Source organism: Turicibacter sanguinis (assembly GCF_013046825.1).
GTDB lineage: Bacteria > Bacillota_I > Bacilli_A > MOL361 > Turicibacteraceae > Turicibacter > Turicibacter sanguinis.
The window spans coordinates 284,692-300,160 of the sequence record NZ_CP053187.1; the positions used below are offsets into that span (position 1 = coordinate 284,692).

Consider the following 15,469-nt stretch of genomic DNA (forward strand, 5'->3'; position numbering starts at 1 on the left):
GATAGAAAAGGAGAGTTGATAAAATGACTAAAAAGTTTTTAAGCTATGCCATTCCCTCAGCACTAGCCATGTTCGTAGCTTCCCTATACACCGTCATTGACGGAATCTTCATCGGAGCTGGAGTTGGAGACACAGCCCTGGCTGCCATTAATCTTGTCATTCCTCTAACCATCATGTTATTTGGAATGGCAACTATGTTTGCTGTTGGTGGTGGCGCTTTAATTTCCAAAAATCTCGGAAACAATGACCCCCAAAAAGCTAACCACCTGTTTAGGCAAGTCTTTAAATTTTTACTCATCATTAGCTTGGTGATTAGTTTTATTTGTGTTATCTTCACAGGTCCTATTGTCAAAGGACTTGGTGCAACCCCTGATTTAATGAGCGATGCTAAAACATACCTCAGATTCTATTCACTATTTTGCATTCCAAACATCATTGGAATTGCCTTAAATAGTTTTATCCGAAATGACAGTCGTCCAAAACTAGCGATGATAGCAACCATCCTTGGAGCCATCACTAACATCACCCTTGATTATCTCTTCATTTTCCCGCTTCAAATGGGATTACGTGGTGCTGCCATCGCAACAGGGCTTGGACAAATCGTAACCGTAGCAATTCTACTTCCACACTTCATCAAAAAACGTGGATCGCTAAGCTTTGGAAACGTCAAATTAGACTTTACCGTCATCAAAGAATTTTCAAGTATTGGATTCCCATCCTTCTTTGCTGAAGCCGCCTTTTCCATTATTATCTTTCTGACAAACATCGCCCTAATCCAAACCGTTGGTGAACAAGCCATCACCTCATACAGCATCACCAACTACCTGACCACTCCAATCTACATGCTATTACTTGGTTTAGCATTCGGAGCACAACCTCTTTTAAGCTACCATTTTGGAGCCAAAGAACCTCACACCATGTTAAAATACTATCGATTAACCATTATCACATCTTGTATCATTAATCTCATCTTTATTGGGCTCTGTTTCTTCTTAGGACGTCAAATGATCAGTATTTTCACCCAAGATGCACAAATTATTAATATGACCTATATCGGGCTTAATATCGTCAACCTTGCCTTCACCGTAATTGGCATCAATTTAGCGACTACCATCTATTATCAAGCGATTGAACAACCAAAATACTCAAACTGGATTTGTGCTTGTCGCTGTATCATCTTTTTACCCGTTGTCCTACTCATCCTGTCATTCCTTTTTGGCATTCATGGTATTTGGGCAAGTCTACTCGTCTCAGAACTTTTCACGATGCTGACCTTCTATTTCAGAACCAATATGACTCAACTAACAACTAACGCTATCGAAACTTATGCCTAAGGAGTTGAAGAGACATGTCTACCTATTTTACAATTGGTGAAATTGCGAACATGTACAACCTTTCCATCCAAACATTAAGACATTACGATAAAATTGGACTTCTAAGTCCTGCTTATACTAACCCTAAAACGGGATATCGCTACTACTCGATTCAGCAATTCGTTAAAATTGACTTCATCAAACATGGAAAAGCACTTGGCATGACACTAGATGAAATTAAAGTATTAATAAAAAAAGACCTCGACTTATTCGCTTTAACAGACGTTTTAAATAAGCAAAAACTTCAAATCAAACAAAAAATAATTGAACTTCAAGAAATTGAACAACACATCAACAATCTACAGGCAAGGTTATCTGAAGTTGAAACCTTTGGCCTAAATAAACCCTTTTTAAAAAGCGAAGACAGTCGTCACTTTATTCGCTACAACTACGTTTCAAAAAATGAAATTGAAGTTGAAATCAACATCCGAAATGTCGTACTTGATATGGAAACTAAATATGGTCGTCATAACTCTGAACTCGTACTGGAAGCCAACTATGAGATTTTAAAATCAGAAAATCGTGTTCAGTACGATCAAATGCTCATTAAACTATTAGATTCTACCTCTTCAAACACAACATTAGAAGCGGGAACCTATGCGACATTATTTTATGACGACCATTATGGAAACAATAAAATCTATTATAGTCAACTAGAAGAGTTTATCTCTAAGCAACGACTAACCCCACTTAGCGATGTTTATGAATTTGTGATTATGCCTCGTATTGATCAAAATGGGATTGAAAAATCCATCACCCAACTTCAAGTCCTAGTCAAAAAATCCTGAATGCACATGCACTCAGGATTTTTTTTATAAATCAGCCCCATCATTTAATAAAAATCCAACAACTTGACGAATATCTTCATTCACATAAACTTTAATGATGCGTTGATTTAAATCTTCAAATCGGTAAATGACGTCATTTCCATCTTTTGATGAATCGAGCAATGATACGGTATCGGCTAACTGATGCTCACTTAAAAAACTCACGGCTAATTGTTCTAAGCTTTGTTCGTGATACTCACTATCTTTTGTATTAATATCAAAACGAATTCCAATTAATTGCCCCTCAATATATTCACCGACAATGCGATTCACATCATTTTCTTTTGGCTCACGATCTAGCACTAATCCAACACGGTCACCCTTATAATTGACCTGTGTGTCTTCTTCAGCTAAATCAGTTGATTCATAAACACCTACAGAATAATCATTTAAATCAATGCTTTGATGAAAATATAATTGATAATCCTCTACTAATTGATTAACCAGCGTTTTAACTTCTTCTGAGGGGACTTCATTCGCACACCCTGATAATATCAAAACTCCTACCGATAGAAATAAAACTAGTCTCAACCACTTCATTGATGCACTTCCTCCTTAAAAAACAACCTAAAATGCAACTTTAATAGTTACAGTATGGCAATTTTTAGAGGAAATTATTTAAAAATTAATAAATTTCCTTGTGGAAAAATCAATTTAACAGTCGTTCCTTTGTTCACTTCCGAATCGAGATAAATTCCAATACTTAACTTATGACACAGTTTTTTACACAAATAAAGTCCCATTCCCGTCGACTTACCAAAAATGCGACCATTTTCACCTGTAAATCCTTTATCAAAAACACGTCCTAAATCTTTCTCACTAATGCCTACCCCATTATCCTCAATCCTTAAAATAATTTGCTGATTATGCACGTTTGATGAAATCTTAACCACAGCATTCTCAGGTTTTGAATACTTAATGGCATTCACCACTAATTGATTAATAATAAATTCAACCCACTTTAGATCACTCAATAAGCAACCCTCGATTTCACCTAAATCGACGGAAACTTTCTTTAAAATAAAGTCTCGTGAATTTTGACGAATCACCTTCATCACAACAGATTTCAACTCAAACTCTTTAATCACATAATCTTTACTGACATCATTGCTTCTCGCATAATAGAGTGCCTGTTCAATAAAAGCTTCCACCTTTTTCACTTCATCCTCAACACGACGTGCCACGTCACTTTCATTATTTTCAAGAATCAATTTCAAAGAAGCAATCGGCGTTTTAATTTCATGAACCCATGTCTCAATATATTCCCGATATTCCGTTTCAAGTTCTTCGTATTTATTGACATTTTCATGCATCGATTTCGTAATATCATACAATAAACTGTGAAAAAGTTGGCCTTCTAAAAATTCTGGCTCTTCAACCACCTCTGCCACTAAATATTTCTCCTCAAGTTCTTCTAAGACCGACTCCAATTGATTAAAGTAACGTCGCCATTTAAAGTATTCAATCAGCATATAAGAGATAACTGGAATAAACCATAAACATCCAACTAAAAAAATAACGACTCCGCTCACTTTAGCAATAAGCATAAACATTAAAATAACTAAAAAAACTAACATTTGAATGACTAAAAAGGTAACATGATTCTTTACATAATCAACGAATCTCATGGCATGATGTACCCTAGCCCACGACGCGTTTCAATCGCATCCTTAAGACCAATTTCCTCTAGTTTTTTTCGAAGACGTGTCACATTCACCGACAACGTATTATCGTCAACAAATAAATCTGATTTCCATAAATGCTCCATCAAAACATCCCTCGAGACAATTTGGCCCTGATTTTTAATGAGACATCCTAAAATTTTCAGTTCATTCTTTGTAAGCTCCATCGTCTTTTGTTCATAAGTGATACTTCCATTCGACAAATTCAGCGTCAGACCTTTATAACAAAGCGTCTCACTTGCCGACAAAGAACCATACGTTCGTTTTAAAATGGATGAGATGCGCGCTAATAAAATTTGCGTATTATACGGTTTGGTAATAAAATCATCAGCGCCTAAATTCATACTCATTAACTCATCTAGCTCACTATCTCGACTCGTTACGACAATAATTGGAACATCAGATGATTTTCGCACTTCTTTACAAATATAATATCCATCAAAAACAGGTAAATTAATATCTAATAAAATTAATTGTGGCTTGATCGTTTCTACCTGTTCTACAATATTTGAAAAATCCGTTGGTGCTTCAACCTCATAACCATAACGGCTTAAAAAAATTTGAAGCTCTTCACGAATCACTTCTGCATCTTCAATAATCATAATTTTTTGCAAAATGATACCTCCACTTCTAAATCCAACTACTCTTATTATACCCTAGCGTCTGGTATAATTATCCTTACAATTTTGTCACAAAAAAAAGAGTTCATCTATCTGAACTCAAGTTTACTCTGCTACATATAACTCATTGACAGTCTCTTCTTTTACTCCGATTACTAAGACTAATACGATGACTTTTAAAATTTCCATTACTGCTCTTAACATGATCATCTCTCCCATCTTCCTTTAATTAAACTGATGTATTTAAAATGCTACTTGCACCACTCATTCACATTCTCTTCTTTAATCCCTACTATTAAGACTAAACCAATTACGTTTAAGATTTCGATTACAAATTTCATCTCCATCATCTCCTCAAAAAGTTTTGTTAAAACTCGCTGACAGATACATTATATCTCCTGCCCTAATCTTATAACATCGAACTAGATGACAGAAATCTTTCATTTTTGTCATATAAAAAAATCATCTCAATTCGTCTAAACGAAATGAGATGAGCCTGTCTTCATATTGTCATTCAACTTATCTAACGTATTTCTCGATAAATTGATAAATTCCACTAAAATACTCCTTCTCCATTAAGTCATCCGCTTCACAATGACCGAGTCCCTCTATGTACCAAAGTTCTTTTTGTTCATGTGGAATCGCATCATAAATATACTGGCTACTCTCTGGTGGGGTAACCTTATCTTCTGTTCCATGAATTAATAACACGGGAACCGTAATATTCGAAACAGCTTTAACAGGTTGAATATCATCATAAACTAGATTTTCTTTAAGTTTTAACACGACATTCCCAGCCCATTTAGCATAACTCACCGGTAAAAATGGAATATTTTCAGCGATAATTCCAAGTTCAACAGCACTCTCCATCGTATGATATGGCGCGTCTAACACATAAAAATCAGCATATTTACTTTCTTCATTTAACTCAGTATGCATCGTTGCTGTGGCAGCTCCCATCGAAAATCCGTGAATTCCTAAAATTCCATTTGGATATAACTCACGAGCAAATCCTGCAACAGCATCTAAATCAAATCGCTCATATAATCCAAACGTATAATTTTCACCACCTGTTAATCCGGTATGACGTTGATGGTAAACAACCACATTATAACCATTTTCTAAATAATTAAAAGCCGAATTTAAGACCTCATGATAATTGCTTCCGATTCCGTGAACAATTACCATCACATCATTTGTTGGCGTATTCGCCTTAATATCTAAAACTTCAACCTCATAGCCATTTATAGGACTCTGTACAAAGGTTGTAGCATGTTCATATTTATCTAATGTGTCTAACACTTTATCTTCACGCTCTGTGTAAAAAACAGTCATATCTTCTGCACTAACTGACGGATTCTTTCCAACTGTTCCATCATAAACCATATTCCCAATAATCCAAGTTGCTAACGCAAAAATAGATCCTGCACCAACCGTTGAACCGATAATGACCTTTTTCTTTTTTTTCATTCTAAATCACCTCTTTTTGGAATTCAGTCATTGCTTTTTATTTATTATATCAAAATTATTTTGTTTTTCAAATTATTTGATTTGTAAACATTTAACATTCATAACTTTACTCCTAAATTCTCATACTATAATTGTTGTTTAACAACAAATTTATTGGAGGATGATCACAATGCATGATAAAAATCCAGGTGTCAAATGTACAGTAAGTAGTTGTAAATTTAATAACAATCAAAAACATTTCTGTCAATTAAATCAAATCACAGTGGGAACACATGAAAAGAACCCAGTCCAATGTGAATGTACTGACTGTCAGTCATTTGAATTAAAATAATCACACGTTGTCTCCATCCTAATATCTTCTAAAGCTAGGGCTACCCTAGCTTTTAAAATTTCCCAGGAAAACCATATTTAATTCATTATATTCAGCAATTCCCTAAAATAAGACAACTGATTTAATAAAAAAGGATTTTTTTTACTTCCTATCTGATCATCATGTCTGTTTTCTTATATGCCCCTTAATTGAGTTAATAAACTGATAGAAAATAAAAAAAGCAAACATCGAGCGTTTGCTTTTTAAATTAGAATAAAAATAATTGAACAATGTTTGCAACAATGGAAAAAATAACAAATCCTTTTGCCCATCCCGTACGATGTCGATAATATAAAATAAGTCCAACTAATGCACTTGTACCAATCAAAATTCCAATTCCTTGTTCTAAATAAAAATTCGTCGGCAATGAAGTGACATTTATCCAGGCTAACCAAAAACTATAAACAGCTGAAATCCAGATCATAGCATGTGTTAGTTTAGACTTTTTAACGTTTATCAAAAGAACAACGATTAAAAATGCTAAAATAAATAAAATAACAAATAACAAAAACAAATAACCAAGTGCCATTTCATTCCCTCCTTTTTCTAACATCTGTATTATAGCATCCAAATCTTTAAAATTTATGTTGAAAAATCTTAACAATTCTGTAGGATTGGTAACTCACACTCAAAAATAAACTGATCTGATTCTTGATAAACTTCTAGTTTTCCTCCAACACTCTCAATCAGCATACGACAACTTTGCAGTCCTACTCCATGACTTTCAATCTCATCACTGATTTGAAGTAAAACTTTATTACAAACCTTGATAACTAAAACATCTTCTAATTCGCAAATTCTAAACTTAATCGGATGTGAAGCATCCGCATATTTTAATAAATTTGAACAAATATTATCGATTAAACGGTAAAAATCATGACGTTCCATCTGTAAACTAAATGAATTCTCGATTTCAACCTCTACCAAAGCCTCAAACCCTTCACTTTCCAGTGAAGAAACGACTTCATGTAAACACTGTTCAATCATCTCATCTGCATTTAGCGTCATAACTGGCGCTTTTTTTTCTTCTACAACACACTGACGAAACAACTGATCAATTAAATATTTGATCTGAAATGCCTTGCTAGACACAATCTCTAGATATTTCGTCTGTTCTCCCTTATCTTTTTCCTGCTTGATGATATCTAAATAAGAGATAACAGCGGTTAAGGGGGTTCTTAAGTCATGAGATAGTGATCTAATCATTTGAATGTTTTGCTGTTTTAATTCTTTCTCAAGTTCTATTTGTTGTTCTAAAGTTTTAGCCATGTCATTAATGTCTGCTGCTAACTGAGAGATTTCATGCTGACCTCTCACTTCAATTTGAGTCGATAACTGACCATTTTTCATTCGTTCAACGGCATGGCTAATTTCTAAGATATAAGTAATCTGTCGATGCAACAAGGTCATAAAGGTAATCATAAAAATCACCATCGAAGCTATGACACACAATACTCGTCCCCACAAATAAAAATTAAGATTAAAAAACGGATAAATATCTATCCAAGCCGTCCCGTCACTAAATTGGAGTGCATAAGTTTTTGGAATGTACATGACATCAGATTCTTGATACCCATAAGAGATTAAGCTTGAATCATAATAAAGTTCATCTCCTTGGTAAATCAAAATTAGCAAATCATCATGTGCTCGATGCCATTCTTCTAGTTGCTTAGCATTTTCTAAAGATAATTGATGATTCGTAATGTACGCCTGAATATCTCGATTGATTCGATCCATTTCGTCTGCATAACTGGGAGACTGATTCACAACTTTACTCGTTAACGAATAAAGTGATTCCTCTAAAATAACATAACTTATAAAAGATAGTAATAATGAAATGACCACATATCCTGTAATCACTAAGCTCCACTTTGGTAACCCTACCTTTTCAAGAAATCGATTAATCCACATAATACCCTTTTCCCCAAGCCGTCTTAATATAGACTGGATTTTTTGAATCCTTCTCAATTTTTTTTCTCAAATTTCGCACGTGAACCATGACGGCATTGTCACCAATCACTTGCCCTGAATCATTCCAAATACTTTGATAAATTTGTTCCATCGAAAATATTTTTTTACGATGAGTAATCAATAGTCGTAAAATCTCATATTCTGTCGTGGTCAAGGAAACCTCTTTTCCCTCTAAAATCACACGCGTCGAATTCAAATCCACCACTAAATCACCAATCGTAATCGTCGGTTCTACCTTTACCTGAGTCGTTGAATGATACTGATACGCTCGTCTTAATAATGCTTTAACACGGATCAATAAATCACTATTTGAAAAAGGTTTCGTGATATAATCATCGCCACCCGCTGAAAATCCCATCGTTTTATCCGATTCTTGGCCATAGGCCGTTAAAAATAAAATCGGAACAAAAGACTTCTGACGTATTTCAGAGCAGACAACAATCCCAGACTTCTTTGGCATCTCGACATCTAAAATCACAAGTCCAATACTCTCATCCATTAATTCAATGGCTTCCTCACCATTACAAGCCGTCACAACCTCGTACCCATCACCTGTTAATAAGATTTGAAGAATTTGACGAATATCTTGATTATCATCAGCGACTAAAATTCTATTTTTCATCTACTTCATCCCACCTTTAAAAAAATTAACTTATCTCAGTTATATCATAAATTAAATAAAATTCATCAAAAAAAGACAACCATAGGTTGTCTTTTTCAATTATTTTATATTCCTAACAATAAACACCTTTTCGCGTCATGGCTTCAAGCATCGTATAAACAACATCACTTGATCGTTCATTAGCAGCTTGAAACGCCTGTTTAAAGGTTTGAAAAGCGTCATCATCTCCATAATGAGAGATTGCTTTAACACAAATAAATGGGAGATGATGACGATAAGCGACTTGACCTAAAACAGCTGCCTCAACATCTATAAACTCAATGCGATAACTTTGATTTAAATGTTCGGAAATAATGCTACTATTAATAAAACGATCTGCTGTTCCAAAAAGTCCAACCTGGCCCTTATAATCTAAATACTTACAAGCCATTAAAGCAAATTGCTTTAAATGTAAGTCACTTGGGAAAACAACTTGATTCGTTCCAGGAATTTCAAATAATCGATAATGATTGGCTTGAAAATCGACATCATATTGGAAAACCATATCTGAAATGGCAATATCTCCAAGATCTTTTTTTTGCTTTCCGATATATCCGCAATTTCCAAATCCAATAACCGCGGTAATCGGATACTTCTCTGTAATCACACCCATTGCATAAGCAAAATTAACTTTTCCCTCTCCTGCTTGAACCAAAATGATCTCTTTCCCATTCAATTTTATTTCATAAATGTTGAAGAGATAATCTGTGACGATTTTATAATCATTCAATTTAGCTAATAATTGTTGCGCTTCAAACTTAGATTCGCAAAAAATACACAACATGTTCATCACCCTTTATCCAATTCAGGATCAATTTTATCTGACTCATTTCTACCTATCTTACTATATGCAATAGTTAATAGACGAGAACCTATTGAAGGGATTTCATACAAAAACTCGCTCCAATTATTGAAGCGAGTTTAATTAAAATGATGATCATTCGACTTAAACACGAATATCTGGGGTCGTTTCCCAACCATGTTCTGTAGTGTGATCATAAGCTAAAACTTCAAAATTGAATAAATTACTATGGATGAAGACCCCCATCATCACGAATAACCTTAATCATTTTCTCTTCATTTTAATCCCTTCCTAAACATTCGACATGAAACATCCATAATTTGAACTGTCTTTCATCAATTTTATTATGATAAAATTGATCAAACAAATAAGATTTGACATGATGAAAAATAGCGGGTGATAAATACTTCTGACCAACATACTCATTTATTTCATCAAAGAAGTTAATCATCTGTGATTCAACTCCTTTTAAAATGTACATATCAATTAAAGAACTCGTGACAGCTTTCGCTTGTTCGAATATCCCATATTTTAAAATTTTTTCTTTTGATTGATTTAAGTAATCCTCTGCCAGTTCATAATCACCTAACTCGTAATAAATAGTCCCCATTAATCCAAGTGCTAAATGCTTTTTTACTTCATCGGTCACAACCTGAACTAAATGATTTAAAACCTCCAATGCCTCTTCAAATCTCCCTTGAGATTTGTATAAATAACTTAAATTTTGATAAACTTCGGTGACAAATGGCGGATAGCATGGATTTTCAATAAAAGCAACTTGCACGTCTATGGCCTCTTGAATTCGACCACATTTGCGCAAAACAATCCCTTTAAGAATAATGTGAGCTGCCCGAGTTAGAGGTTGGGGCGTCTCTCCCTCTCTTAGTGCTAAGTCAATATGATTTAACGCTAAATCAAGTTGGTCGACCTGAAAATATCCTTTGGCTAAATTATAAAGAATTTTATAACGATACTCCGTCATATCTGGGCTTAGTGAATGAAGGCTCATCTTCAAATAAGAAATGCTCTCTTCATACATTCCCATTTTCTCCATATTTAAACCAATCCCACGGTACAATAACGTTGGATTTTGATGACTTAAAGAAGCGTAGGAAATCGCCAACGAAAAGTGTTGATTCGATTCAATCCATTGACTTTTTTGTTGATAATCAACGGCAATTAATTCTTCTAACTTTAGGCCTTCTTCATATAGTTCATACTGTGCCACGACTTTTTTAAATTTTTCATATTCAGTTGATAAGGTTTCCAATCGACAGCGCTCAGACACCCAATCCTTTGCCTGTTCAACGGCCGATTTTTTAAATGATTCTAGTGTAAACTCTTCTTGTAAAGCCCCATCTGATAACTCCAAAAGAATGCTATAAATCAACTCAACTGTTTCATTAGGAATAATGCGGCGTCCATTTTCTGCCATACTAATATAACTACGAGAAATACCATACGCCTGAAAAGCCTCTTGCTTAATATGATATTGACGTCGACACCATTTGATTTTTTCTGATACTTCTAAAAACAATTGCTTCAACTCCATCCAATCTAAATCATCCTGAGAATTTAAGTCTTTTTGAGACTAAGACATCCTATAAGTATCTATTCTCAACTCCACGAGTATCGCTAAAAATTTTCCAAGTATGAAAAACTTATTTTAAATGATAGATATAACCTAACTCTATTTTACAACAAAAAACATCATTTTTCTTGGTTTTAATGATAGAAAATAAACTTCTCATCCTCTTAATATTCTAATTCATGATTCATCTCTTATAAACCTGTCATTTTATGCATTTAAATTTCACTCATCTAAATCATCTAACAACAAAAAAAGTCAAGAACATTACAATTTAAGTAATCTTCTTGACTTTAATTCTAGTCGCAAGGTCTATGCCTTTAACCTTATAAAATTATCTTTTATGACGCTTAAGATAAAATTTATGATGTCGATTCAGTCTCCTAAATTAACGACGTGAATCTTTTTTTACTTTTTCTGATTTATCCATACGAGTTAAACGAACAACCGCTTCAACATGAGATGTTTGAGGGAACATATCAATCGGTTGAATATAATCTACTCGGTATTTTTTTGTTAACTCTTTTAAGTTTTTAGCTAACGTTGATGGATTACATGATACGTAGACAATACGTTTTGGTTGGACACGTTTTAACATCTCAATTAACTCAGGCCCCATTCCCGTACGAGGTGGATCGACGATAACCACATCTGGTTTGAATCCTTCATTTGCCCATTTTGGCACGATTGACTCTGCTTTACCAACCGCATAATACGTATTATCAATGTTATTTAATTTTGCATTTGCTTTCGCATCAATGATAGCCGCACGAGTAATATCCACCCCACGTACTTCACTTGCCTGATCAGCCACCCATTGACCAATCGTTCCAACTCCACAGTAAGCATCTACCACTTTTTCAGTTCCTGTTAAAGAAGCAGCATACTTCACTTGATTATATAACTTCACTGTTTGTTCTGGATTTAATTGATAGAAAGCGCGTGGTGATAAATTAAATTTAAATTTACCTAAACGATCTGTAATAAAATCTTCTCCCGCTACTTTAATCATATCTGGTCCAAAGATTTCATGCGTGTCATCAGAATTATAGTTGACATAAACTGACTTCACTTCAGGACAATACTTCATTAAATCAAGCGCTAAAGAATACATCTTCTTGAAGTCTTTATTCGCTAATACAAACGTCACTTGAATCTCACCTGTTCGATATCCACGACGAACGACAATGTGACGAGCTGTTCCTTTTTTCGTTTTGGGTGCATACGCAAAAACTTTATAATCATCTAATAAATCAACCGCGTGATTCACGACTTTGTTGATTTCTTCGTATTGAACCTCACAATCTGTGACATTTACTAACTCTCGTGAGTTCATGCTATAGAATCCGACCATCACACCATCTTCATCATACCCAACTGGCATTTGAGCACGGTTACGATAATTATATGGATTATCCATTCCCATCGTTGGACGGATATCTAATTCTTCAGGATCTAAATTGGTGTAACGTTCAACCGCTTGCCAAATGGCATCGCGTTTAATACGCAATTGTTCCGGGTAGGTCATATGTTGTAATTGACATCCACCACATTGTCCATAAACCTCACAAGCTGGTTGACAACGATGTCTTGATTTTTTCTTAACGCGTACTAATTCTGCTTCTGCATAACCACCTGCTACACGTGTACAAGTTGCCACAACTTCTTCCCCAACTAATGTTCCTGGGATGAACACCGCTTGTTTTTTATAATAACCGATTCCCTCACCGTTAATCCCGATGCGTTTAATCGTCACTAAAAATTCTTGACCAACCTTTAAAGGTGACATATTCATAAAAAAAACCTCCAATGCTTTTAAGCTACCCTTTATCTTACCACATTCGTGATTATTTTACATATCTTATTCGCAGATAGTTGACAAAATCCTCTCTTATTCGCAATAAATACACTGAGATGATGATCTTTCATTTATTATGTTGCAATGATACGTAATTTTATACCATTTTTACTTATTTATAACAATTTATATTGACTCTACAATAAAAGATGCTACAATAGGGATAATTGAATACGTCTCTGTTCTCTTTGATGAGTTAGAGGTGCATGGCTAAAGAGTAGGAATTTCGAGAGTGACGTCTAAGACAAATTCTAAAAGGTATCCATGCCGAAGTGAAAATAGTGTCCGCTATTTTTTGCTGGGGTTAGATTGAAGAAGTCTAACACTGTCACTGCCTATGGTAGTGGAGAACTAATGATCGGAGAGTTAAATAATACGTGTATCACTAAGGGATCTTTTTTTAGCTACCCCATTATTGAGCAATGTATGAGTTTAACTCTGCATTGCTCTTTTTTTTATAACTTTCAGAGCCGGACGAGATGATTCAATCAAAGTTCAATATAAAAGGAGAGAATGAAAATGGTTGGAACCATCTATGCCTTAATTCCGGCAATCCTCACAATTCTTTTGGTTATCATCACACGTCGCGTTATCTTATCACTAGGAGTCGGTGTCATCTGTGCTGCTTTAATTTTATCAGCATTTAGCATCGGAGATACCATCTCAACCATACTCATCACTTTTAGTTCTCTAGTCATTGAAGAGGATGGACTTTACGGATTCTTAAATGAGTGGAATATGTCCATCATCTTCTTTTTAATCGCCCTAGGTATTATTACAGGCTATATCGTCTTATCAGGAGGGGCCACTGCTTTTACAAAAGCCATTATTCGTCGCGTTCAAACACGCGAAGGGGTACAATATACCGCTGCTATTTTAGGAATTCTGATTTTTGTTGATGACTACTTCAACGCTTTAGTCGTTGGAAATGTCTCAAAACCATTAGCCGAAGCACAAAAAGTATCGCGAGCTCGTCTCGCTTATATCGTTGATTCAACGTCAGCACCTATTTGTGTCATTTCCCCCATTTCAAGTTGGGCAACTGGAATCATGGGTTCTATGGCTGTCATCTTAGCAGGAGCAGGCATTTCTTACAGTGCCTTCTCAGCCTTCTTAATGACCATTCCTTATCATTTTTATGTCATCACAACCCTCATCATGGTCTTCGTTGTCATTCGCTTTAACTTAAATCTTGGATTAATGAAAAAATACGAAGCCGACACGTTACAAGGAAGCGACAGCTCAATTGTAGGCAGCGAACTATCGAATCCTCATGAAAAAGATGTTGAATCTTCAAAAGGAACGATTTGGGACTTAATTCTTCCTATTCTAACCTTAATTATTGTCACAGTTGGAACGATGGCTATCACCGGAATTCAAGGGGCACAATCAGTCACTGATCCTGAGTTTAACTTCTTCTTCACCGTCCTTGACAACATCGCTCTCTCTAAAGCACTTCGTTATGGAGGAATGGCTGGATTAATCGTTTCAATGGGACTGGCTTATCGTCATGTTTTAAACAAAGAAGTCACACTACCTGATTTTTTAAAAGCTTTTATGATAGGAGCTCGCTCTATGTTTGGAGCGATTGGAATTTTATTATTAGCTTGGGCGATTTGTGAACTAGTTGGAGCCTTAGATGCTGGAGGCTATTTAGCTTCAGTGATTACAAGCACCAATATTAATCCAAACTTTATTCCAGTTGTCATGTTTATAGTCGCAAGTTTTATGGCTTTCTCAACCGGAACATCTTGGGGATCATTCGGAATCTTACTTCCAATTGCGGGAAGTGTTGCCGCAGCCATCGACTTAAATCTGATGATACCGGTTATGGCTGCTGTCTTATCGGGTGCAATTTTTGGAGATCACGCGTCACCGATTTCAGATACAACCCTTCTATCAGCCACTGGGTCAGGTTGTGACCTCGGAGCTCACTTCAACTCCCAACTCCCTTACGCTCTATTATCAGCAGGTATCGCTGCCTTAGGCTATATGGCGTTTGGGGTGACAGGGACTTTAATGACGTCTTACATCGTCATGGCTTTAGGATTTGCTTTGGTAATTTTCTATGCTCGACGTCAAAACGTTAAGAAAGTTGAAAACCTACACTTAATGCCAAATGAATAAGAAATCAAAACGGGAGAATATGACATAAATTTAAAAGGAGTCAATGAACAGGGGGGAAACTGATTCAATGACTCCTTTTTATTATATTTCTAAGAGAGGTTGAGAATTGGAGAAAAGATT

The 15,469-nt window shown here is 35.2% G+C and carries 14 protein-coding genes and 1 riboswitch; of the genes, 4 read left to right on the forward strand and 10 right to left on the reverse strand.

What is annotated here, in order from left to right; all coding sequences use genetic code 11:
- Window positions 1-23 precede the first annotated feature (23 nt).
- Window positions 24-1,334: an MATE family efflux transporter gene (locus HLK68_RS01555; protein ID WP_006783431.1), complete on the forward strand. Its 1,311-nt coding sequence runs from the start codon at window positions 24-26 to the stop codon at window positions 1,332-1,334.
- Between the two features lie 14 nt (window positions 1,335-1,348).
- Complete coding sequence (locus HLK68_RS01560; protein ID WP_006783432.1) at window positions 1,349-2,161, forward strand: MerR family transcriptional regulator; 813 nt, start codon at window positions 1,349-1,351, stop codon at window positions 2,159-2,161.
- A gap of 24 nt (window positions 2,162-2,185) precedes the next feature.
- Here HLK68_RS01560 and HLK68_RS01565 read toward each other — a convergent pair whose 3' ends face one another.
- The 4 genes from HLK68_RS01565 to HLK68_RS01580 all read right to left on the reverse strand — a co-directional run bounded on the left by HLK68_RS01565 (window position 2,186) and on the right by HLK68_RS01580 (window position 5,972).
- Entirely contained in the window at window positions 2,186-2,740 is a 555-nt protein-coding gene (locus tag HLK68_RS01565; RefSeq protein ID WP_006783433.1) for a hypothetical protein, read from the reverse strand.
- A gap of 74 nt (window positions 2,741-2,814) precedes the next feature.
- Window positions 2,815-3,828: a sensor histidine kinase gene (locus HLK68_RS01570; protein WP_132942877.1), complete on the reverse strand. Its 1,014-nt coding sequence runs from the start codon at window positions 3,826-3,828 to the stop codon at window positions 2,815-2,817.
- Entirely contained in the window at window positions 3,825-4,496 is a 672-nt protein-coding gene (locus HLK68_RS01575; RefSeq protein WP_006783435.1) for a response regulator transcription factor, read from the reverse strand. The genes HLK68_RS01570 and HLK68_RS01575 overlap by 4 nt, the downstream gene beginning before the upstream one ends.
- Before the next feature lie 525 nt (window positions 4,497-5,021).
- Complete coding sequence (locus HLK68_RS01580) at window positions 5,022-5,972, reverse strand: alpha/beta hydrolase (RefSeq protein WP_009606818.1); 951 nt, start codon at window positions 5,970-5,972, stop codon at window positions 5,022-5,024.
- A 169-nt stretch (window positions 5,973-6,141) separates the two neighbouring features.
- On the opposite strand from HLK68_RS01580, the gene HLK68_RS01585 reads away from it, so the two are divergent.
- On the forward strand, window positions 6,142-6,303 hold the full coding sequence (locus HLK68_RS01585; RefSeq protein WP_006783438.1) for a DUF1540 domain-containing protein: 162 nt from the start codon (window positions 6,142-6,144) through the stop codon (window positions 6,301-6,303).
- Between the two features lie 247 nt (window positions 6,304-6,550).
- Here the strand turns inward: HLK68_RS01585 and HLK68_RS01590 are convergent, their stop codons facing one another.
- The 6 genes from HLK68_RS01590 to rlmD form a co-directional block, all read right to left on the reverse strand.
- The gene (locus HLK68_RS01590) at window positions 6,551-6,895 is read right to left on the reverse strand and encodes a hypothetical protein (protein ID WP_006783439.1); all 345 of its coding nucleotides are present in this window, start codon (window positions 6,893-6,895) and stop codon (window positions 6,551-6,553) included.
- A gap of 44 nt (window positions 6,896-6,939) precedes the next feature.
- Complete coding sequence (locus HLK68_RS01595; RefSeq protein ID WP_132942878.1) at window positions 6,940-8,253, reverse strand: sensor histidine kinase; 1,314 nt, start codon at window positions 8,251-8,253, stop codon at window positions 6,940-6,942.
- Complete coding sequence (locus tag HLK68_RS01600) at window positions 8,243-8,935, reverse strand: response regulator transcription factor (RefSeq protein ID WP_006783441.1); 693 nt, start codon at window positions 8,933-8,935, stop codon at window positions 8,243-8,245. Before HLK68_RS01600 ends, HLK68_RS01595 begins: the two co-directional genes overlap by 11 nt.
- A gap of 112 nt (window positions 8,936-9,047) precedes the next feature.
- Entirely contained in the window at window positions 9,048-9,758 is a 711-nt protein-coding gene (mtnN, locus tag HLK68_RS01605; RefSeq protein WP_132942879.1) for a 5'-methylthioadenosine/S-adenosylhomocysteine nucleosidase, read from the reverse strand.
- 298 nt (window positions 9,759-10,056) lie between these two features.
- A complete protein-coding gene (locus tag HLK68_RS01610) occupies window positions 10,057-11,328 on the reverse strand; it encodes a tetratricopeptide repeat protein (protein ID WP_006783443.1) in 1,272 nt (423 codons plus the stop codon).
- 424 nt (window positions 11,329-11,752) lie between these two features.
- Window positions 11,753-13,159, reverse strand: a complete 1,407-nt coding sequence (rlmD, locus tag HLK68_RS01615; protein ID WP_006783444.1) for a 23S rRNA (uracil(1939)-C(5))-methyltransferase RlmD — start codon at window positions 13,157-13,159, stop codon at window positions 11,753-11,755.
- 252 nt (window positions 13,160-13,411) lie between these two features.
- A riboswitch (Lysine riboswitch) is annotated at window positions 13,412-13,584 on the forward strand.
- A gap of 157 nt (window positions 13,585-13,741) precedes the next feature.
- Between rlmD and HLK68_RS01620 the strand changes: the two genes are divergently transcribed.
- Window positions 13,742-15,349 (forward strand): Na+/H+ antiporter NhaC family protein, encoded by a 1,608-nt coding sequence (locus HLK68_RS01620; protein WP_132942880.1) that lies wholly within the window; start codon window positions 13,742-13,744, stop codon window positions 15,347-15,349.
- Window positions 15,350-15,469 lie beyond the last annotated feature (120 nt).

What these genes read in the sequence shown, in the direction of transcription:
- HLK68_RS01555 (WP_006783431.1), top strand. Translation starts at nt 24, where the DNA reads ATGACTAAAAAGTTTTTAAGCTATGCCATTCCCTCAGCACTAGCCATG.
- HLK68_RS01560 (WP_006783432.1), top strand. Translation starts at nt 1,349, where the DNA reads ATGTCTACCTATTTTACAATTGGTGAAATTGCGAACATGTACAACCTT.
- HLK68_RS01565 (WP_006783433.1), bottom strand. Translation starts at nt 2,740, where the DNA reads ATGAAGTGGTTGAGACTAGTTTTATTTCTATCGGTAGGAGTTTTGATA.
- HLK68_RS01570 (WP_132942877.1), bottom strand. Translation starts at nt 3,828, where the DNA reads ATGAGATTCGTTGATTATGTAAAGAATCATGTTACCTTTTTAGTCATT.
- HLK68_RS01580 (WP_009606818.1), bottom strand. Translation starts at nt 5,972, where the DNA reads ATGAAAAAAAAGAAAAAGGTCATTATCGGTTCAACGGTTGGTGCAGGA.
- HLK68_RS01585 (WP_006783438.1), top strand. Translation starts at nt 6,142, where the DNA reads ATGCATGATAAAAATCCAGGTGTCAAATGTACAGTAAGTAGTTGTAAA.
- HLK68_RS01590 (WP_006783439.1), bottom strand. Translation starts at nt 6,895, where the DNA reads ATGTTAGAAAAAGGAGGGAATGAAATGGCACTTGGTTATTTGTTTTTG.
- HLK68_RS01595 (WP_132942878.1), bottom strand. Translation starts at nt 8,253, where the DNA reads ATGTGGATTAATCGATTTCTTGAAAAGGTAGGGTTACCAAAGTGGAGC.
- HLK68_RS01600 (WP_006783441.1), bottom strand. Translation starts at nt 8,935, where the DNA reads ATGAAAAATAGAATTTTAGTCGCTGATGATAATCAAGATATTCGTCAA.
- mtnN (WP_132942879.1), bottom strand. Translation starts at nt 9,758, where the DNA reads ATGTTGTGTATTTTTTGCGAATCTAAGTTTGAAGCGCAACAATTATTA.
- HLK68_RS01610 (WP_006783443.1), bottom strand. Translation starts at nt 11,328, where the DNA reads ATGGAGTTGAAGCAATTGTTTTTAGAAGTATCAGAAAAAATCAAATGG.
- rlmD (WP_006783444.1), bottom strand. Translation starts at nt 13,159, where the DNA reads ATGAATATGTCACCTTTAAAGGTTGGTCAAGAATTTTTAGTGACGATT.
- HLK68_RS01620 (WP_132942880.1), top strand. Translation starts at nt 13,742, where the DNA reads ATGGTTGGAACCATCTATGCCTTAATTCCGGCAATCCTCACAATTCTT.